The organism is Kribbella sp. NBC_01484 (assembly GCF_036227145.1).
In the GTDB taxonomy this organism is placed as follows: domain Bacteria; phylum Actinomycetota; class Actinomycetes; order Propionibacteriales; family Kribbellaceae; genus Kribbella.
Genome location: NZ_CP109437.1, coordinates 8,555,751 through 8,573,822, shown reverse-complemented (window position 1 = coordinate 8,573,822; position 18,072 = coordinate 8,555,751). Strand labels below are relative to the sequence as shown.

The window sequence follows — 18,072 nt, the reverse complement described above, 5'->3', positions numbered from 1 at the left end:
GTCGCCTTTCTACGGTCGATGCCTGTGACCCTGACCGTCGCGCGGCCCGTGCGGGAGTCGTTCGTTCGCGAGCCCGGAGCGCCGCTGCGCATCTGGGCACACCGCGGTGGTTCCTCGGCGGCGCCGGAGAACACGGCCGCGTCCGATGAGGTCGCTCGCCGCGCCGGGGTCGAATGGATCGAGAACGACGTACAGCCGACGAAGGACGGCGTACCGGTGGTCCTGCACGACGAGACCGTCGACCGGACCACGGACGGGACCGGCGCGATCAGGTCGCTGACGGCGGCTCAGGTGGCCGAGTTGGATGCTGGGTCGTGGTTCGCGCCCGGGTACGCCGGTCTGCGGGTGCCGACCCTGGCGTCACAGCTTGATGGGTTCCAGGTGCGTGGTGGCAATCTGCTGCTCGAGATCAAGGGAGCGCACCCGCGCGAGTCGGTCGCGCGGATTGTCGACGAGATCCACGGCCGCGGGATGAGTCGCCGGGTGTTCGTACAGAGCTTCGAGCCGGAGCACCTGCGCTGGGTCCGGGAGTTCGCTCCCGAACTGCCGCTCGGTCTGCTGCGATCCACGCTCGATCCGGATCCGCCGGTGATTGCGAAGGATCTCGGGTTGTCGGCGTACAACCCGTCGGAGACCGCGTTCGGGATCCGGCCGGACATCGTCGCCGACCTGCACGCGGCCGGAGTCGCGGTCAACATTTGGACTGTCGACAATCCGGCCAGCTGGAACGCGCTGGAGCGTGCCGGTGTCGACGGCATCATCACCAACCGCCCGGCCGAGCTGGCCGGCTGGAACGCGGCGTTCGGCCAGCGGGTCAAACCTGCCGCGACGATCCTGAGCCCGACGGCGGGGGAGCTGATCGAGCCGGGCCAACGCCTGCGAGTTGCCGTCGGCAACAATTCGCCCGAGCCCATCGCGATCACCCTTGACGGGGCGCCGGTCGTCAACGGCGCCTCGATCGACACGACGCTGCTGACGACTGGGTGGCACACGGTGACGGCGACCGTCGCGGGATCGACAGTCGAGATCACCTTCGAGGTGATCGCGCCGCGCTTGTAGGCTGGCTCGGAGCTGTTTATCGATACAGCGCTCGTGCCATGAGCAGCACCGGACCGAAAGGCCGATATGACTCAGAACGCCTCGCCCAGCGCAGTGCAGCGACTCGCCTACGCCCCCTCCGACCCCGAGGCCACACCGATCCGCCGGGCACGCGTCACCGTCGACGCGGCGCACGACCTCGGCGTACTGGACCGCCCATGGGCGAGCCTCGGGTACGACGAGATCAACTGGACCTACACGCCGCAGGGACGCCGGACCCTGCGGACCATCGGTGGCTTCGCGGAGACGCCGTACCACGTCCGGCCGCACAACATCTTCAACAGCGGCACCGGGGCCGGCCTGCCGCACTGGGGCAGCGGCAACGTCTACCACGAGGACGCGGACGGCAAGCCGTACTACGACTTCACCATCGCCGACCTGACGTACGACGCCATCGTCGGCGCCGGCCACCATCCGCTGGTCGAACTCGCGTTCACCCCGCTAGCGCTCGTACCAGAGGAGGCGAAGACGGACTTCGCCTTCGAGGGCAGCCCGAGTCAGTACAGCGCCTATGAGGCCGGCTGGTGGTCCTATCCGCCCAAGGACTACGCCAAGTGGGGCGGACTGGTCGCGGCACTCATCGAACACGCTCTGGAGCGCTACGGCGCCGACGAGGTCCAGCACTGGCTCTGGGAACTGTGGAACGAGCCCGACATCTCCTACTGGCGCGGTACGCCGGAACAGTTCCACGACCTGTACGACGTGACGGTCAAGGCGATCCGTGGTGTGTATCCATCCGCCAAAGTCGGTGGACCCGCGGTCACCGGCGGGGACGAGGGCGCGGTCTTCCTGCGCGGCTTCCTCCAGGCCTGCGCCGACCGTGAACTGCCCGTCGACTTCGTGTCCTTCCACACCAAGGGCTCGCACTTCACTCCGTGGCGCACGTACGGCCCGATCGGCGCCCCGGCTCCGATCCAGCAGTCTCCGTCGACCCCGAAGATGCTCCGCGAGATCGACCGCGCGCTGGCCGTCATCGAGGAGTTCCCGCAGTACGCCGGGCAGCCGGTGATCGTGGACGAGTGCGACGCGTCGGTCCCGGCGCACTGGGGGATCTACGACAACGCGAACTTCGCCTATCGCAACAACGAGTACTACCCGGTGTTCCAGGCCAAACTGATGAAGAAGGTGCTCGACCTCAACGCGCAGCACACCGCGAAGGTGCACGAGGCAACCACCTGGAGCTTCTCGATGGAAGGTGAACGGTACTTCGAGGGCACCCGGAGCTTCGTCACCGCGTCCGGCATCGAGAAGCCGCTGATGAACGTCTACCGCGCCTTCGCCCGCCTCGGCCACCGCCGGTTGGCCGCCGCCTCGGACCAGGCCGCGGACATCTCGGATATCAGTGCCCTAGGCAACGGTCTTCCCGAGGAGATCGACGTCATCGCCGGTTCCGACGGCGACCAGATCACGATCCTCGTCTGGCGCCACACCGACGATCAGTACGCCGCCGACCCGGCCACGGCCCGCGTCGACCTCGAGGTGAACGGGCTGGATTCCGGCCCGTGGACCGTCCAGCACTTCCGGATCGACCACAGGCACAGCAACAGTCACACGATCTGGCAGGAACTCGGCGCACCCCAGGATCCGACGCCTGAACAGCTCGCGGCTATCACCGCCCGCCAAGGTCTCGAGCGATTCACCGACGATGTGGTGGTCGAGATCGACGGCGGCTTCACTATGCCGTTGGACCTCCCGCGACCGGCGCTTAGTCTCGTCGTGCTGAAGAGGGGAACGGTATGACTTTGGATCCCGGCGTGTGGGGCGTGCTGGCGACTCCGCTGACCGCGGACGGTTCGGCCGTCGACACGGAATCGCTGGCGCGACAGGTCCGGCACTACGAGTCGATCGGTGCGACCGGGCTGACCGTGCTCGGCGTCTTCGGCGAAGCGGCCCGGCTGAGCCCCGCCGAGCGCCGTACGGTCGTTGAGACGGTGGTCGCGGCGTCGTCCCGGCTGCCGCTCGTCGTCGGGATCAGCGCGCTGGAGCTCGACGAGGTGTGCGCGGAGGCCGCCAATGTGCTGCCGGCGGTCGATTCCCGCCTCGCCGGACTTATGGTTCAAGTGAACTCCAGTGATCCCGGTGCGCTGAGCAATCATCTGAATTCCGTTGCCGAGCGCACCGAATGTCCGATCGTGGTCCAGGACTATCCGGTCATCACGGGCATCCGGATCACGACCGCCGATCTGATCGCCGCCGTACGCGATGTGCCGTCCGCCGTCGCGGTCAAGTCCGAGTCGTCCCCGAGCCCACCCGCCGTCGCCGAATTGGCGGCCGGACTCGACGTACCCATCTTCGGTGGCCTCGGCGGCACCTGTCTGCTCGACGAACTCGCTGTCGGCGCTGCCGGCGCGATGACCGGCTTCTCGGTGCCGGAAGGCCTGATCGCGTGTGTGACGGCGTACCGCGACGGCGGCTTCGACGCTGCTCGCGAGGTGTGGCGGGACTACCTTCCGCTGGTCAACTTCGAGTTCCAGGCCGGGATCGCACTCGGTCTGCGCAAACACAGTCTCGTCCGGCGCGGCTTGATCGCATACGACGCCGTCCGGGCGCCGGCCGCCGTACCGCCGGAGAGCATGTTGCGGCTGCTCGCCGAGCATCTGCGGAACACGCCTGGCGTGTCATGAGCGGCATCTACCGCGGGCTGGTGAGCTACGGGGATCCGGAGTTCTCGCGGTATCTGCGGCGCGCGTTCCTGCACGCGAGCGGGCGGTCGCCGGAGTCGCTGGAGCGGCCGGTGATCGGGATCGCCACCTCGGCCAGCGATTTCAACCCGTGCCACCGGCAACAACCGGAGCTGGTGAAGTCCGTTGCCCGCGGCATCATCGCGGCCGGCGGGCTGCCGATGGAGTTCCCGACGATCTCGCTGGGCGAGAGCTTCCTCGAACCGACTGCGATGGTCTACCGCAACCTGATGGCGATGGATGTCGAGGAACTCGTCCGGGCTCAGCCGATGGACGGGGTCGTGCTGGTCGGCGGGTGTGACAAGACCGTGCCGGCGCAGCTGATGGGCGCGTTCTCGGCCGGTCGTCCGGCGATCCAGCTCGTCACCGGCCCCATGTCGACAGGTCGGTATCAGGGCGAGCGGCTGGGCGCATGCACCGACTGCCGACGGTTCTGGGCGCGCTATCGGGCCGGTGAGGTGCCGGAGGACGAGATCGGTCGGGTGGAGCGGAACCTGGCGACCACAGCCGGGACCTGTGCGGTCATGGGGACTGCTTCGACGATGGCCTGCCTGGTAGAGGCGCTCGGCATGGCGCTGCCGGACAGCGCGGCCGCACCGGCGGTGCACGCCGACCGTTTGCGGATCGGTGAGGCGACGGGTGCCGCTGCGGTGTCGATCGCCGCGGCCGGCCGTACGCCGGCCCAGATTGTCACGGCAGCCTCGATTCGCAACGCTCTGCGGGTGCTCCTCGCCATCGGTGGATCCACGAACGCGCTGATCCACCTCACTGCCATGGCCGGGCGACTCGGGCTCCGGATCGATCCGGCGGAGTTGAACGAGTTGAGCGAGACCACGCCGGTCCTGGTGGAGTTGAAGCCGACCGGTGCGCACTACATGGAGGATCTCCATGCGTCGGGCGGACTACCCGCCGTACTGCATGAGCTGCGGGACCTGCTCGACCTGTCCGTTCTGACGGTGACCGGCGAGACGCTGGGGGAGCGGCTCGGTGACAGGCCGGCGTGGGTGGACCGGGACGTCGTACGGCCGCTGAGCACGCCGAGTCGGCCGAAAGGCGGGCTGGTGTGGTTGAGCGGGTCACTGGCACCATCTGGTGCGCTGATCAAGCCGTCTGCCGCGGACCCGGCGCTTTTCGAGACAACCGGCCGGTCCGTGGTCTTCACGTCGCTGGAAGACCTGGCGGCCCGGATCGACGACCCAGACCTGGACGTCGAGCCGACTGACATCCTGGTCCTGCAGAACGCCGGTCCACTCGGCGCCGGCATGCCCGAGGCCGGCTACCTCCCCATCCCGGCCAAACTGGCCCGGCGCGGAGTCCGGGACATGGTCCGCATCTCCGACGCCCGCATGAGTGGTACGGCGTACGGGACGATCGTTCTCCACGTCACTCCGGAAGCCGCCCTCGGTGGACCGCTGGCGCTGGTACGCACCGGCGACCGGATCCGCCTCTCGGTGTCCGAGGCCCGGCTCGACCTCCTGGTCCCACCCGAAGAGCTCGAGACCCGCTGGGCCGCTCTCGCACCACGCCGTACCCCTGAGCTCACCGGTTACCGACGGTTGTTCCGCGACCACGTTCTGGGAGCAGACCGGGGCTGCGATTTCGATTTCTGTCTACCGGCCGGTGAGCCGGTCGCGGGACCGTAGTCTGCGCCTCCGCAGGCCCGTTCCGGCGGCGCCACGCGGGAGTACACGGGGTCGCGCGGGTGTTGAAACAGGGAGACGCGCGCGAGATTCGATCGTTCTTGCAAACTGTCGGAGCAGCGATCTAGGATCCCTAGATGTAGTGGTTACACGGGTGTAATTTTCCACAGGTAGTGGTTGGTTGCACACAGGTCATGCACAGGTTGTCCCCAGGCTGATCCACAGACCGCCCCCTCGGCGGCCGACGGGAGGAGTGATTCGTGCACTGTCCGTATTGCCGGCACGCCGACTCCCGAGTGGTCGACAGCAGGGTGGCCGAGGACGGCGGAGCGATCCGCCGCCGGCGGCAGTGCCCGGTCTGCGAGAAGCGGTTCACCACCGTCGAGCAGATGCAGTTGACGGTCGTGAAGCGCTCCGGCGCGACCGAGCCGTTCAGCCGGGAGAAGGTCATCAACGGCGTCGGCAAGGCCTGCAAGGGCCGGCCGGTGGACGTGGACGCACTGGCCCGGCTGGGCCAGAAGGTCGAGGACGCGCTCAAGGCGAGCGGCTCGCCGGAAGTGCCCGCGCACGAGGTCGGACTAGCGATCCTCGGTCCGCTGCGGGAGCTGGACGAGGTCGCCTACCTGCGGTTCGCGAGCGTCTACCGGCAGTTCGAGTCCGCCGACGACTTCGAGACCGAGATCGCGCTGCTGCGGGCGGAGAAGGAGCCTCAGGGCACCGAGCCGCGCCCGCTGAAGCCGACCCAGCAGACATAAATCGGGGATTCAGCAACACCTGCAACACCTGGCGTTACTCAACGGGGCGGTCCCGACAGACCGCGGCGGTACAGACACAGGGCGAGGAGCAACCATGACAGAGACGGTGACCGGCCACTCGGGGTCGACCAAGAGGTCGGCGGCCGGGTTCCGCAGGGGCAAGAACGTGCCCGCGGGACTCACCATCGAGCGCATCTTCACGACCGAGGGTGTGCACCCGTACGACGAGGTGACCTGGGAGCGTCGCGACGTCGTACAGCAGAACTGGAAGACCGGTGAGACCGTCTTCGAGCAGCGCGGGGTCGAGTTCCCCGACTACTGGAGCGTGAACGCGTCCACCATCGTCACCACGAAGTACTTCCGCGGCGCGGTCGGTCACGACAACCGCGAGTGGAGCTTGAAGCAGTTGCTCGACCGGGTCGTGAAGACCTACCGCAAGGCCGGTGAGGAGTACGGCTACTTCGCCACCCCGGCCGACGGCGAGGTGTTCGAGCACGAGCTCGCCTGGATGCTGCTGCACCAGTACTTCAGCTTCAACTCGCCGGTCTGGTTCAACGTCGGGACCGCGTCGCCGCAGCAGGTGTCGGCCTGCTTCATCCTCGCCGTCGACGACTCGATGGACTCGATCCTGAACTGGTACAAGGAGGAGGGCCTGATCTTCAAGGGCGGCTCCGGCGCCGGTCTGAACCTGTCCCGGATCCGTTCCTCCAAGGAGCTGCTGCAGTCCTCCGGCGGCACCGCCTCCGGCCCGGTCTCGTTCATGCGCGGCGCGGACGCCTCCGCCGGGACGATCAAGTCCGGCGGCGCCACCCGGCGCGCGGCGAAGATGGTCGTGCTCGACGTCGACCACCCCGACATCGAGGAGTTCGTCGAGACCAAGATGCGCGAGGAGGAGAAGATCCGCGTGCTGCGCGACGCGGGCTTCGACATGGACCTCGGCGGCCGCGACATCACCTCGGTGCAGTACCAGAACGCCAACAACTCGGTCCGGGTCACCGACGAGTTCATGCGGGCGGTCGAGGAGAAGGGTGAGTTCGGGCTGCGGGCGCGGCTGGACAACTCGGTGATCGAGACCGTCGACGCGCGTGAGCTGTTCGACAAGATCTCGCACGCCGCGTGGGCCTGCGCCGATCCCGGCCTGCAGTACGACGACACCATCAACGACTGGCACACCACGCCGGAGACGGGCCGGATCACCGCGTCCAACCCGTGCTCGGAGTACATGCACCTGGACAACTCGTCCTGCAACCTGGCGTCGCTGAACCTGATGAAGTTCCTCCGCGACGACGACCTGTTCGACTCGCAGAAGTTCGTCAAGGCCGTCGAGCTGATCATCACCGCGATGGACATCTCGATCTGCTTCGCCGACTTCCCGACCGAGGCGATCGGCGACACCACCCGCGCGTACCGGCAGCTCGGCATCGGCTACGCGAACCTCGGTGCGTTGCTGATGGCAACGGGGCACGCCTACGACTCCGACGGTGGTCGCGCACTGGCGGGCGCTATCACGTCGCTGATGACGGGGACGTCGTACCGGCGGTCGGCCGAGCTGGCCGGCGTCGTCGGCCCGTACGACGGCTTCGAGCGGAACAAGGACGCCCACACCCGGGTGATGCGCAAGCACGCGGCGGCCAACGACGCGATCCGGACCGTGCACCAGATCGACAAGGACGTGCACAAGCACGCCACCGCGGCGTGGGACGGCGTACTGAAGATCGGTGGCAAGAACGGCTGGCGGAACGCGCAGGCCTCGGTGCTCGCGCCGACCGGCACCATCGGCTTCATGATGGACTGCGACACCACCGGTATCGAGCCGGACTTCTCGCTGGTCAAGTTCAAGAAGCTGGTCGGCGGCGGCTCGATGCAGATCGTCAACCAGACGGTCCCGCGGGCGCTGCGCCAGTACAGCTACACCGAGGAGACGATCGAGGCGATCGTCGAGTACATCGCCGAGCACGGTCACGTCGTCGACGCGCCCGGCCTGAAGCCGGAGCACTACGAGATCTTCGACACCGCGATGGGCGAGCGGGCGATCAAGCCGATGGGCCACGTGCGGATGATGGCGGCGGCACAGCCGTTCCTGTCCGGCGCGATCTCGAAGACGGTGAACCTGCCGGAGACCGCGACGGTCGAGGAGATCGCCGACGTCTACTTCCAGGGCTGGAAGCTCGGCCTGAAGGCGCTCGCGGTCTACCGCGACAACTGCAAGGTCGGCCAGCCGCTGGCGGACGCGAAGGCGAAGAAGACTGCTTCAGCCGCGGCCGAGACTGGCACTGTCGCGGAGAAGATCGTCGAGAAGGTGATCGAGTACCGGCCGACCCGCAAGCGCCTGCCGAAGTCACGGCCGTCGCGGACCACGTCGTTCTCGGTCGGTGGCGCCGAGGGCTACATGACCGCCGGCTCCTACCCGGACGACGGTCTCGGTGAGGTCTTCCTGAAGATGGGCAAGCAGGGCTCGACCCTGGCCGGGGTGATGGACGCCTTCTCGATCGCGATCTCGATCGCGCTGCAGCACGGCGTACCGCTGGAGACCTACGTCCAGAAGTTCACCAACCTGAAGTTCGAGCCGGCCGGTCTGACCGACGACCCGGACGTCCGGATGGCGCAGTCGATCATGGACTACATCTTCCGCCGCCTGGCCCTGGACTACCTGCCGTTCGACGACCGGGCCGCCCTGGGTATCTACTCGGCGGACGAGCGGTCCCGGCAGCTCGACACCGGCTCCTACGAGCCGGCTCCGGTCGAGGTGTCCGAGGCGGAGTCCCTGAAGTCGGTCGAGCCGGTCGCTTCGGACGTCGCCGACAAGCCGGTCGAGGCGGCCGCCGCGAAGCCGGTCAAGGGCGAGGCCCACACCACCGCCGAGATGCTCGAACTGATCACCGGCACCTCGGTCGACGCACCGCTCTGCTTCACCTGCGGCACGAAGATGCGCCCCAGCGGTTCCTGCTACGTCTGCGAAGGCTGCGGCAGCACCTCCGGCTGCAGCTGACCACCAGCTGAAAGCATCACGGCCCCCGGGAACTTCCCACATTCCCCGGGGGCCGAGGTGCGTCGCTCAGCGCATGAAGTGCGGCGAGTCCTTGACCGTAGCGGTCGATCGCCGGAGGGTGACGAAGAGAGCGCTCCACTCCTTTCTCGCCCATGGAGAACGTCATGCGTTTGAGTAAATCATCGCATCGCACCTGGGCCGCGTTCGTCACCGTCGGCCTGGTGATCGCACTGGTTTCGGTCCCGTCGTCGGGAGCTGCTCCCGACCGTGGGTCGTTCGATGCAACGGCCCGCCCGCAGATGCGCAACAGCGGGCAGGCCTACCTGAACACCAGACTTCCCATCAAGGCGCGGGTCGAAGACCTCCTGCGCCAGATGACGCTGGAAGAGAAGGTCGGCCAGATGACCCAGGCCGAGCGAGGTGCAGTGACGAACGACGCCTCGCTCGTCACCACCTGGCGGCTCGGCTCGGTGCTGTCCGGCGGCGGCTCGGTGCCGACCCCCAACACGCCAGAGGCCTGGGCAGACATGGTCGACAGGTTCCAGGCCGCCGCTCTGCAGACCCGCCTGCAGATCCCGATCCTGTACGGCGTCGACTCGGTGCACGGCCACGGGAACTTGCTCGGGGCAACGGTTTTCCCGCACAACATCGGACTCGGATCGACCTGGGACCCCGAACTGGTCCAGCGGATCGAACACGTCGTGGCCGAGGAGACCCGTGCCACCGGGCCGCAGTGGGTGTTCGCCCCGTGCGTCTGCGTCGCTCGCGACACCCGGTGGGGCCGCACGTACGAGAGTTTCTCGGAGAGCCCCGCTCTGGTGAGCCGCTTTGCGGCCGCGATCGAAGGATTCCAGGGCAAGAACCTCGCCGCGACGGATCGGGTACTCGCCAGCGCCAAGCACTTCGCGGGTGATGGTGACACCGAGTTCGGATCAGCCGCCGGCGACTACACCATCGACCAGGGCATCACGGTGACGAACCGCCAGGACTTTGCCCGGTTCGACCTCGCCCCGTACCTTCCCGCCGTCGGCAAGTACGACGTCGGCACGGTGATGCCGTCGTTCTCCAGCATCGACTGGACCGAGGACGGCGTCGGTAACCCGATCAAGATGCACGCGAACCGTGAGCTCATCACCGACCTGCTGAAAGGCAAGCTCGGGTACGACGGTTTCGTCATCTCCGACTGGGAGGGAATCCATCAGCTCCCGGGGGACTGGGCAGAGCAGGTCCGGACCGGGGTCAACGCCGGCATCGACATGTTCATGGAGCCGAACGCGTACCAGTCCTTCGAGACCACGCTGCTCGACGAGGTGCGCGCCGGCCGAGTGTCCCAGGCCCGGATCGACGACGCCGTACGGCGGATCCTGACCAAGAAGTTCGAGCTCGGGCTGTTCGAGAAGCCCTACACGGACCGCACACATCTCGCCGAGGTCGGCTCGGCACAGCACCGTGCGCTCGCGCGTGAGGCCGTCGCCAAGTCACAGGTGCTGCTGAAGAACTCCGACGGGCTGCTGCCGTTGAAGAAGAACGCCAAGGTGTACGTCGCCGGCCGCAACGCCGACGACCTGGGGAACCAGGCAGGCGGCTGGACGCTCAGCTGGCAGGGCGCGTCGGGACAACACCGAATTCCTGGCAACACGATTCTCGACGGCATCCGGCAGGTTGCTCCTCAGGCACAGGTGACCTACAGCAAGGACGGTTCGGCACCGACGGCGGGCAGCGACGTGGCTGTGGTGGTCGTTGGCGAGACGCCTTACGCGGAGGGCTTCGGAGATGTCGGAGGTCCGCAGTGGGCGTACGATCCCGAAGACGCCGGAGTGCCGCGAGAACCGAAGAGCCTGGATCTGCAACCGGTGGACCGAGCGGTCATCGACAAGGTGTGTGGGGCGATTGCCAAGTGCGTGGTGCTGGTCGTCTCCGGCCGCCCACAGGTCATCCCGCCTGCGCAGCTCGCCACGATCGACGCCCTGGTCGCGTCCTGGCTGCCTGGCTCACAAGGCGAAGGCGTAGCCGACGTGCTGTTCGGGAAGCGCCCCTTCACGGGCAAGCTCTCCCACAGCTGGCCACGCAGTGCCGACCAGGAGCCGATCAACATCGGCGACCCGAACTACCATCCCCTGTACCCCTTCGGCTGGGGACTCCGCACCAGAAGTCACTAGCTACTGACCCCAGCGCGTCGCGGTCAGCTGCTTGCGTAGCTGACCGCGACGACGCTCGAACTGCTGTTGATCCCCAAGCAACCGCGTCGGATCCGACTCGGTCGTCACCGGCACCTTCACAACCTGAGCCGGTCGGTTTGCCCTCGGGTCAGCTCTTGTTGCTTTCGGCAACCGTGATGGCCTGTTCCAGTGTCTGGCGAGCGCGCGCCAGCTCGGCTGCGCGCTCGTCCAGCCGGCTGAGTTGCAGGCGCAGCTTGTCCAGCACACCTGGGCACGGACTCAGCGAGCCATCGGTATCGGCACACGGCAGCACCAGCTTGATGATGCTGGTCGACAAACCCGCGGCCAGCAAAGCGCGAATCTGCCTAACCGTCGGCTCAGCCGCTTCGTCGTACTCGCGATACCCGTTGGCCTGCCGCCTCGACGCAAGCAGCCCGACACGTTCGTAGTACCGCAGCAGCCGCTCACTCGTACCGGTGCGCTTAGCCAACTGCCCAATCAACATCAGATCTCCGCTGAACTCGACCGTGCCCCAATGCCAACGTCCAACCCCGCCCCAACCCACCGCATTCCGCCGTCCGCCCGCGCACCTGGTCGGCCGCGCATTCAACCCAGGGATAGCGTCCGCACGCGGTGCACGCTCGCGCGGCTCGTTTGTCGTGCACCTCGCGGCATTCGTACGGCGTATTGCGGCGGGTGCTCGTGTCCAATGAGGCGGGCGCGGGGGTTAGTGGCCGGCGCGGTCGGAGTCGGCGGAGGGTTTGGCGGTGCCGTCGAGGGCTGACAGGGCGGCGAGCTCGGCGTCGGTCAGGTCGAAGTCGAAGACCGCCAGGTTGTCCTCGAGGCGTCCGCGGTCGCTTGACTTCGGGATCGGTACGACGTCCTGCTGTGTCTCCCACCGCAGGACCACCTGACCCGGCGACCTCCCGTGCGCCTTCGCGATGTCCTGCACCGCCGGATGACTCAGGAGCTCGGTCCCCTTCCCGAGCGGGCTCCAGGCCTCCGTGACGATCCCGTGCGCTGCGTGGAAATCCCGCTCGGCCGCCTTCGCCCACACCGGACTGAGCTGGACCTGGTTCACCTCCGGCGCCTCACCGGTCTCGTCGATCAACCGCTGCAGATGCGCGGGCTTGAAGTTCGACGTACCGATCGCCCGCACCAGTCCTGCCTCCCGCAGCGCGATCAGCCCACGCCATGCGTCGACGTACCGATCCTGCTGCGGATTCGGCCAGTGGATCAGCAGGAGGTCCAGGTACTCCACGCCGAGCTTGTCTGCGCTCGCCTCGAACGCGACCCGCGGACCCTCGGCGCTGTGCCACCGCTTGTTGAACTTTGACGTCACGAACACCTCGCCCCGAGGCACGCCCCGTAGCGCCCGCCCGACGCCGACCTCGTTCCGATAGTTCTCTGCCGTGTCGACCAGCCGATACCCCAGCTCGAGCGCCACACTCGTCGCCCGTTCCGCATCTGCGTCGTTCATCGGCGACGTCCCCAACCCCAGCCGTGGCATCACCGCTCCGTGACTCAACGTGACTGTCGGAACCTGGCTCATCCATCTCCTCCTTCGGCGAACGCTGCCCGGCCACCGTATGTCGATCACGATCCGCGCCCACGGCCCGGGCGACCCGATCCCGTCGTACGTCGTAAGGTCCAGGCGGCCAGTCTCAGCACCGGCAAACAGGGCGCGAACTGTCGGATCCGTGGTTCATCATGGTTGCTGGCGGGGGATCGAAACACGTTGGAGGGATGGGCGTATGAAGAACCGGCTGATCACTCTGGTGGACCTCGGTCTGGACAGCTCGTTCGACGCGTCGATGTCCTTCGTCCAGGGGATCACCGGGAACATCAACGCCGGCTGGGACCAGCCGGTGATCGACGTGAACTTCGTCCGCACCCGCGACCACGAGACCGCCTTCTCCGCGCTCACCACCCCTTCGACGGTGCTGCACGTGATGGCACACGGTGACCACAGCGAGGAGCCCTCCTTCCTGTCCACCGACGGCCAGACCCAGGTCTCGCTGCGGTCGCTGGCGGAGTGGTTCCTGGACCGCCAGTGGGGGATCGCCAGTGGCGTGGTCATCGCCGACGGCTGCAAGACCGGCATCGGCAAGTGGCAGCGCGCCATCCGCGATTGCCTCCAGGACGACATCACTTATATCGGCACCAGCACCGTCATCGGCTGGTACGAGGCCACCGTCTTCTGCTCCGCCTTCTACGGCGCTCTGGTCCGCAACCGCGGCCTCGGCCGCACCCCGGCCGAACAAGGCTGGGACGCCGCCAACCGAGCCATCCGCGCCTACGAAACCCTCACCGACGCCCGCTGCCCCTACAAACCCGTCCTCCTGACCCCTTCCCGCCGAGCCCTCCGTTCTCTCACTGGCTAGCCCGCGCCCGCGCACTACCTCTCCGCGTGGACCGGATCCTGGACCGCGAACCGGTAGACGTCGGACCATGCGGTTGGCGCCCGGCCGTGTGGAGGGTTGTCGGCCGGGTACCAACCGCTGTCTTGGTCGCGGCGACTCCGCCATAGCCCCTGGGGTAGGCCCGACACGCGCGGTGCGACTACTTTGGGTTAGCCATGTGAAACTTTTGGTGGGCACGTCGTGTGGCGCGTCCGTGGTCTGGGTTGCCGGTGACCTGGATGGAGTAGGGACGGGGGAAGCCGTCCAGTACGCATTCCCCGACCTGCTGACGTCCGCCCGACGTGGTGAAGGAACGCCACCATGAAGTTGCACCGGAATACCCTCCTGACCGCTGCCGCGATTGTTCTGATCCTGTACGTCGTTTCGCTCATCGTCGGCCTGCCGCGATCGTGCTCACTGTGGTCCTGCTCGTCCTGCTGGCTGTGGTCTGGAAGCAGCCCGACGAACCCCGTCCCGTCGTGACCAAGCCGGCACCGGCGCCGTCCGTCGTACTGCCTGATCGGGAGCCGGTCTTCTCCGGACCGCCGACGCGGACGGTCGCCGACGTACGGCTGCCGTCTGCTTCGCCGGACTTCCAGTTCAGCTTCTCGGCGATCGTGCAGTGGTCGACCGTGTTGTCCGGTTCGCGGCACGCCGACCTCGGTGCGGTCGCGGTCGATGCCTTGCTCGAGCGCGCTCGAGCCCTGACCGCGAGACAACAGGTCACTGAGGAGTCGCTCAACCAGCACCGCCTGGCCGCGCTCCTCGGCGAACCCGCCCTCGACGAGAAGGGGCAAGTGCGCAGTTGGGCCACCGAGGTGCGGCTGCGATTGCCGGACGCGGATCAGAAGCACCTCCAGCACCTCGCCGCCCTGCACCGCCGGGAGTAGACGACTCTGCTCGAACGCCGGATGGAGCAAGACAAACGTGCGTACCTGAAGGAGGACGTCTTCGCCACGCCTGGATCGGCCGCGGTCTGGTGGCTCGTCAATCACCCCGGGGAGGTCGAGAACGCGGTCGGCCTCCTCGACACTCTTTCCGAGCTGTCCGCCGCCGCGAACGATCTCCCGGTTCAACGCGCGGAAGCGATCGACCCTCCTCCGCCGACCCGCGCCGAACTCGCCTTCAGCGCCGCGGTCGACGACCTTGCTCAGGCAGAAGACGCGAATCATCCGACGGACGAGTCCCAGCAGAGGTCCGTCCCGCGGCATGCCGGCGCCCAGCAAACCAAGGACCGCACCAGGGCCGGCGCCGCCAGGACCGACCTGAACGGGTCGGCGACGAAGTCGGCCAAGGACGCCCAAGGCGAGTACCGAGAGCAGTTCTATTCGGAGTAGGCCGGTGAGGCGGGCCGGCTGCAGGGTAGGCCCGCCCCACCGAGATCGGGAGCGCATGCTCATTCGTCCAGCCAGCGAATGACGGTCGCGCCGCTGTGACCGTGGATGCTGAGGAGGGCGTCGACGCCGTCCGGCCAGACCGTGGTCGTCGGATAACGTCCGCCCCAATGCAAGGCGACCGTGCCGTCGGACCACTCGACTCCCTCCGCGACGACGCCCGTACCGCTGATGCCAGAGACGTCGACGTGACGGACCAGCTGGAAGCAGCGTGGCCCGGACTTGTTCGCGACTTTCAGATGACGCCGTCGCGGGGTCCGCAGCAGCGTCGCGGTTCTACCGCTGATCTCGTCCATGCGCAGAAGTCAACCGGTGGTTCGTCGGCCTCACCAGGAACTCAACCGGTATCCACAGGGCAGAAATTCTGCCCTCCGACGGTGACTTGATCGCCATATCCTCATTGCAGGGAGTGATCGACACGCAAGGAGTGACAGCGATGACAATCATCGAAGAATGGACCGGCCGGCACGCACACGCCCTGCGTACGGCGCTGCGGTTGACCAACGAGGCGTTCGCCGACCAGCTCGGCATCTCGCCACGCACGGTCACCAAATGGCGTGAGAGACCTGAGATGGTGCCGAGCCCGCACCTCCAGGATGCTCTCGACACCTTTCTCAGTCAGGCGTCGCCCGACGCCGGGGTCAGATTCGCGGCCAACCTGGGCCTGGATCACCGCCGATCACCGCTCGACCATTCGGCGCTGAGCCAGCTCAACGCGGCGCTCGGCGATCTGGCCCGTGCCCTGGCACGCCTCGAGACCGAGGATCCGGAGCGATCACGGGCGCACTGATGGACGGTGCAGACTGGCGGGCGCAGCACGACGTATCGAGAGGAGCTGCGGATGAGGCGACGCCTGGTGAACTCGTCGAGCGTGCGGTCGGTCGGTTGGTCCGGCGGCACGCTGGAGCTCGAGTACGTCAACGGCTACACCTACCAGTACTACGAGGTGCCGCAGCCGACGTACGCCGCTCTCCTCGCCGCGCCGAGCATCGGCGCGTACGTCAACGAGCACATCAAGCCGTACTACGAGGTCCGGGAGATCTGAGTTTCCGGCGGGACTTCGGCGGGCACCGGCTGGGACGGTCCACACGGGGGTGCGCCCAACCAGGAGGTGGATATGCGCACTCGTAGAGCCTCTACGACTCGTTCCCGCACCATCACGATCGTTCTTGTCATCTGGCTGCTCATCGGCCTGGCGGCCGCCACGCAGAGGAACTACTTCGCGGGATCCGACGCGACGTGCGCCAAGGTGGGCACGACGCTGGTCACCATCGTCGCCGGCCCACTCAACTACATCGGTGCCAATCCGAAGATCGACTGCAACGCGCCTGAGCCGTCGAGGTAATCCCTCCTCGCGGCGAACCGCGTCCGCCGTACCGTTCCCTCCCAGAGGCTCTGAATCACGGAGTCGAGGGAGGGAACGTGGACGTTCTGCGCGATGAGATCGAGACGGATCTCGAGGAGTTCAAGGTGCCCGGCGCGAGCTGGGCGGTGTTCGAGGACGGTGGGATCCGCCAGACCGGGACGGCCGGTCTGGCGGAGGCCGGCGCGCCTGCGGCCGTCACGCCGGACACGTTGTTCCAGGCTGCCTCGATCAGCAAGCCTGTCGCCGTACTGGCGATGCTCAGGCTGGTGGACCGTGGATTGCTCGACCTCGACGAGGACGTGAACCGGAAGCTCACGTCATGGCAGGTCCCGCGGACAGGCTATTGGCAGCCGGTCGTGACGTTGAGGCAGTTGGCCAGCCACAGTGCGGGCCTGACTGTGCATGGGTTCCCTGGATATCGCCATGACGATGCGCTGCCGACAACAGTGCAGATCCTCGACGGCGTGCGCCCGACGAACACCTTCGGCGTCCGGGTCGACCTGATCCCTGGGACGCAGTTCAGGTACGCCGGCGGCGGCACGATCGTCATGCAGCAGCTACTCGAGGATGTGACAGGCACGCCGTTCCGCGAACTGGTCCGTGAGCTCGTGCTGGAACCATTCGGCATGTCTGACAGCGACTACGTGCAGCCGCTGCCACCAGAACTTCACGCGAGAGCAGCGACTGCACACGATGAACTCGGCTGCCCGCTCGACGGCAGATGGCACGCTTACCCCGAGCTGGCGGCCGCAGGGCTCTGGACGACGCCGACGGACCTCGCGAAGTTGGCCATCGGTGTCCAGCGGACGTACGCCGGGACCGACGACGCACTCCTGTCGCCCCAGCTGGTCCGACAGATGCTCACGTCCCAGATCACCGCAAGTCAGCGGATCGGCGGGCTGGGTCATCTGGGACTGGGGTTCTTCCTTGACGACACTGGGCAGCGTTTCGGACACAGTGGCGGCAATGCGGGGTTCCGCTGTCATCTGCTGGCGTACCGCGACACCGGACAAGGCGCCGTCGTCATGACCAACGGTGACAACGGCTCGTGGGTGGTCATGAGGGCGTTCGCTGCTATTGCGTCGACGTACAGCTGGGAGGGCTACCCGCAGGATGTCGAGCTCCCGGATCTACCGGCTGACGAGGTGCTGGCTGACCTCGTCGGCTCGTACCGGTTGGACGGCAGGATGGCGTTCACGATCGAGCGGCGGGGGAGCGGCCTGGAGGTGACGTTCGACGGTCAGCCGCCGCTGCGCTTCATGCCGCGGTCGGCGACGCGGTTCGTAGTCGGCACTGGCACCGAGCTCGAGGTACGCGACGGCGGACTGGTCTTCCACCAGGAGGGCGCGGAGCTCGTCTGCACGCGGGAATAGGAGCTGGGGTGGCCTGGTTACACCTGATGCCGCTCGGTTCATGACCCCGGGCCCCAACTCAAGCCGCTACGAGCGGCCACTCGCCGAGAGGCGTCTGCTGGGCGGTGCGTTACGTGACAGGTGGGAGTCGGTTGACCGGCTCCCACCTGTTCAGTTCCTGGTACGACGGTTGTGCCGGGAGCGACCGTACGACGGTGTGGTGGCGGTGCCTGTGG

The 18,072-nt window shown here is 67.2% G+C and carries 17 protein-coding genes; 14 read left to right on the top strand and 3 right to left on the bottom strand.

Annotation, left to right across the window (positions count from 1 at the left end; genetic code table 11):
- Window positions 1-24 precede the first annotated feature (24 nt).
- The 7 genes from OG555_RS41300 (at window position 25) to OG555_RS41270 (ending at window position 11,322) form a co-directional block, all read left to right on the top strand.
- Window positions 25-1,059 (top strand): glycerophosphodiester phosphodiesterase, encoded by a 1,035-nt coding sequence (locus OG555_RS41300; RefSeq protein ID WP_329479404.1) that lies wholly within the window; start codon window positions 25-27, stop codon window positions 1,057-1,059.
- A gap of 66 nt (window positions 1,060-1,125) precedes the next feature.
- Window positions 1,126-2,838, top strand: a complete 1,713-nt coding sequence (locus OG555_RS41295) for a GH39 family glycosyl hydrolase (protein ID WP_329479402.1) — start codon at window positions 1,126-1,128, stop codon at window positions 2,836-2,838.
- Window positions 2,835-3,722, top strand: a complete 888-nt coding sequence (locus OG555_RS41290) for a dihydrodipicolinate synthase family protein (RefSeq protein ID WP_329479400.1) — start codon at window positions 2,835-2,837, stop codon at window positions 3,720-3,722. The genes OG555_RS41295 and OG555_RS41290 overlap by 4 nt, the downstream gene beginning before the upstream one ends.
- Window positions 3,719-5,422, top strand: coding sequence for a dihydroxy-acid dehydratase (locus tag OG555_RS41285; protein WP_329479398.1), 1,704 nt, complete (start codon window positions 3,719-3,721; stop codon window positions 5,420-5,422). Before OG555_RS41290 ends, OG555_RS41285 begins: the two co-directional genes overlap by 4 nt.
- Before the next feature lie 257 nt (window positions 5,423-5,679).
- Complete coding sequence (gene nrdR, locus OG555_RS41280; protein ID WP_328519537.1) at window positions 5,680-6,174, top strand: transcriptional regulator NrdR; 495 nt, start codon at window positions 5,680-5,682, stop codon at window positions 6,172-6,174.
- Window positions 6,175-6,268: 94 nt separating this feature from the next.
- Window positions 6,269-9,163, top strand: a complete 2,895-nt coding sequence (locus OG555_RS41275) for a vitamin B12-dependent ribonucleotide reductase (protein ID WP_329479396.1) — start codon at window positions 6,269-6,271, stop codon at window positions 9,161-9,163.
- 164 nt (window positions 9,164-9,327) lie between these two features.
- Window positions 9,328-11,322 carry a glycoside hydrolase family 3 protein gene (locus tag OG555_RS41270; protein ID WP_329479394.1) on the top strand — a complete coding sequence of 665 codons (1,995 nt, stop codon included), beginning with the start codon at window positions 9,328-9,330 and terminating at the stop codon, window positions 11,320-11,322.
- Window positions 11,323-11,470: 148 nt separating this feature from the next.
- Here the strand turns inward: OG555_RS41270 and OG555_RS41265 are convergent, their stop codons facing one another.
- Window positions 11,471-11,827 (bottom strand): MerR family transcriptional regulator, encoded by a 357-nt coding sequence (locus OG555_RS41265; RefSeq protein ID WP_329479392.1) that lies wholly within the window; start codon window positions 11,825-11,827, stop codon window positions 11,471-11,473.
- A 222-nt stretch (window positions 11,828-12,049) separates the two neighbouring features.
- Window positions 12,050-12,874 carry an aldo/keto reductase gene (locus OG555_RS41260; protein ID WP_329479390.1) on the bottom strand — a complete coding sequence of 275 codons (825 nt, stop codon included), beginning with the start codon at window positions 12,872-12,874 and terminating at the stop codon, window positions 12,050-12,052.
- Window positions 12,875-13,076: 202 nt separating this feature from the next.
- Between OG555_RS41260 and OG555_RS41255 the strand changes: the two genes are divergently transcribed.
- The 3 genes from OG555_RS41255 (at window position 13,077) to OG555_RS41245 (ending at window position 15,061) form a co-directional block, all read left to right on the top strand.
- Window positions 13,077-13,706 (top strand): hypothetical protein, encoded by a 630-nt coding sequence (locus OG555_RS41255; protein WP_328519549.1) that lies wholly within the window; start codon window positions 13,077-13,079, stop codon window positions 13,704-13,706.
- Window positions 13,707-14,143: 437 nt separating this feature from the next.
- The gene (locus OG555_RS41250) at window positions 14,144-14,614 is read left to right on the top strand and encodes a hypothetical protein (protein WP_329479388.1); all 471 of its coding nucleotides are present in this window, start codon (window positions 14,144-14,146) and stop codon (window positions 14,612-14,614) included.
- Window positions 14,615-14,635: 21 nt separating this feature from the next.
- Window positions 14,636-15,061 carry a hypothetical protein gene (locus tag OG555_RS41245; protein ID WP_329479386.1) on the top strand — a complete coding sequence of 142 codons (426 nt, stop codon included), beginning with the start codon at window positions 14,636-14,638 and terminating at the stop codon, window positions 15,059-15,061.
- 59 nt (window positions 15,062-15,120) lie between these two features.
- Here the strand turns inward: OG555_RS41245 and OG555_RS41240 are convergent, their stop codons facing one another.
- The gene (locus OG555_RS41240) at window positions 15,121-15,414 is read right to left on the bottom strand and encodes a hypothetical protein (protein WP_328519551.1); all 294 of its coding nucleotides are present in this window, start codon (window positions 15,412-15,414) and stop codon (window positions 15,121-15,123) included.
- Window positions 15,415-15,554: 140 nt separating this feature from the next.
- On the opposite strand from OG555_RS41240, the gene OG555_RS41235 reads away from it, so the two are divergent.
- The 4 genes from OG555_RS41235 to OG555_RS41220 all read left to right on the top strand — a co-directional run bounded on the left by OG555_RS41235 (window position 15,555) and on the right by OG555_RS41220 (window position 17,857).
- Complete coding sequence (locus OG555_RS41235; RefSeq protein WP_329479384.1) at window positions 15,555-15,908, top strand: helix-turn-helix transcriptional regulator; 354 nt, start codon at window positions 15,555-15,557, stop codon at window positions 15,906-15,908.
- A gap of 51 nt (window positions 15,909-15,959) precedes the next feature.
- Window positions 15,960-16,163, top strand: coding sequence for a KTSC domain-containing protein (locus tag OG555_RS41230; RefSeq protein WP_329479382.1), 204 nt, complete (start codon window positions 15,960-15,962; stop codon window positions 16,161-16,163).
- 72 nt (window positions 16,164-16,235) lie between these two features.
- Entirely contained in the window at window positions 16,236-16,463 is a 228-nt protein-coding gene (locus OG555_RS41225) for a hypothetical protein (RefSeq protein WP_328519554.1), read from the top strand.
- A gap of 77 nt (window positions 16,464-16,540) precedes the next feature.
- Window positions 16,541-17,857: a serine hydrolase domain-containing protein gene (locus OG555_RS41220; RefSeq protein ID WP_329479380.1), complete on the top strand. Its 1,317-nt coding sequence runs from the start codon at window positions 16,541-16,543 to the stop codon at window positions 17,855-17,857.
- Window positions 17,858-18,072: the final 215 nt, after the last annotated feature.

Excerpts from the sequence above, each read along its gene's own strand:
- OG555_RS41295 (WP_329479402.1), top strand. The coding sequence starts at position 1,126 with ATGACTCAGAACGCCTCGCCCAGCGCAGTGCAGCGACTCGCCTACGCC.
- OG555_RS41290 (WP_329479400.1), top strand. The coding sequence starts at position 2,835 with ATGACTTTGGATCCCGGCGTGTGGGGCGTGCTGGCGACTCCGCTGACC.
- OG555_RS41285 (WP_329479398.1), top strand. The coding sequence starts at position 3,719 with ATGAGCGGCATCTACCGCGGGCTGGTGAGCTACGGGGATCCGGAGTTC.
- OG555_RS41275 (WP_329479396.1), top strand. The coding sequence starts at position 6,269 with ATGACAGAGACGGTGACCGGCCACTCGGGGTCGACCAAGAGGTCGGCG.
- OG555_RS41270 (WP_329479394.1), top strand. The coding sequence starts at position 9,328 with ATGCGTTTGAGTAAATCATCGCATCGCACCTGGGCCGCGTTCGTCACC.
- OG555_RS41265 (WP_329479392.1), bottom strand. The coding sequence starts at position 11,827 with ATGTTGATTGGGCAGTTGGCTAAGCGCACCGGTACGAGTGAGCGGCTG.
- OG555_RS41260 (WP_329479390.1), bottom strand. The coding sequence starts at position 12,874 with ATGAGCCAGGTTCCGACAGTCACGTTGAGTCACGGAGCGGTGATGCCA.
- OG555_RS41255 (WP_328519549.1), top strand. The coding sequence starts at position 13,077 with ATGAAGAACCGGCTGATCACTCTGGTGGACCTCGGTCTGGACAGCTCG.
- OG555_RS41245 (WP_329479386.1), top strand. The coding sequence starts at position 14,636 with ATGGAGCAAGACAAACGTGCGTACCTGAAGGAGGACGTCTTCGCCACG.
- OG555_RS41240 (WP_328519551.1), bottom strand. The coding sequence starts at position 15,414 with ATGGACGAGATCAGCGGTAGAACCGCGACGCTGCTGCGGACCCCGCGA.
- OG555_RS41235 (WP_329479384.1), top strand. The coding sequence starts at position 15,555 with ATGACAATCATCGAAGAATGGACCGGCCGGCACGCACACGCCCTGCGT.
- OG555_RS41230 (WP_329479382.1), top strand. The coding sequence starts at position 15,960 with ATGAGGCGACGCCTGGTGAACTCGTCGAGCGTGCGGTCGGTCGGTTGG.
- OG555_RS41225 (WP_328519554.1), top strand. The coding sequence starts at position 16,236 with ATGCGCACTCGTAGAGCCTCTACGACTCGTTCCCGCACCATCACGATC.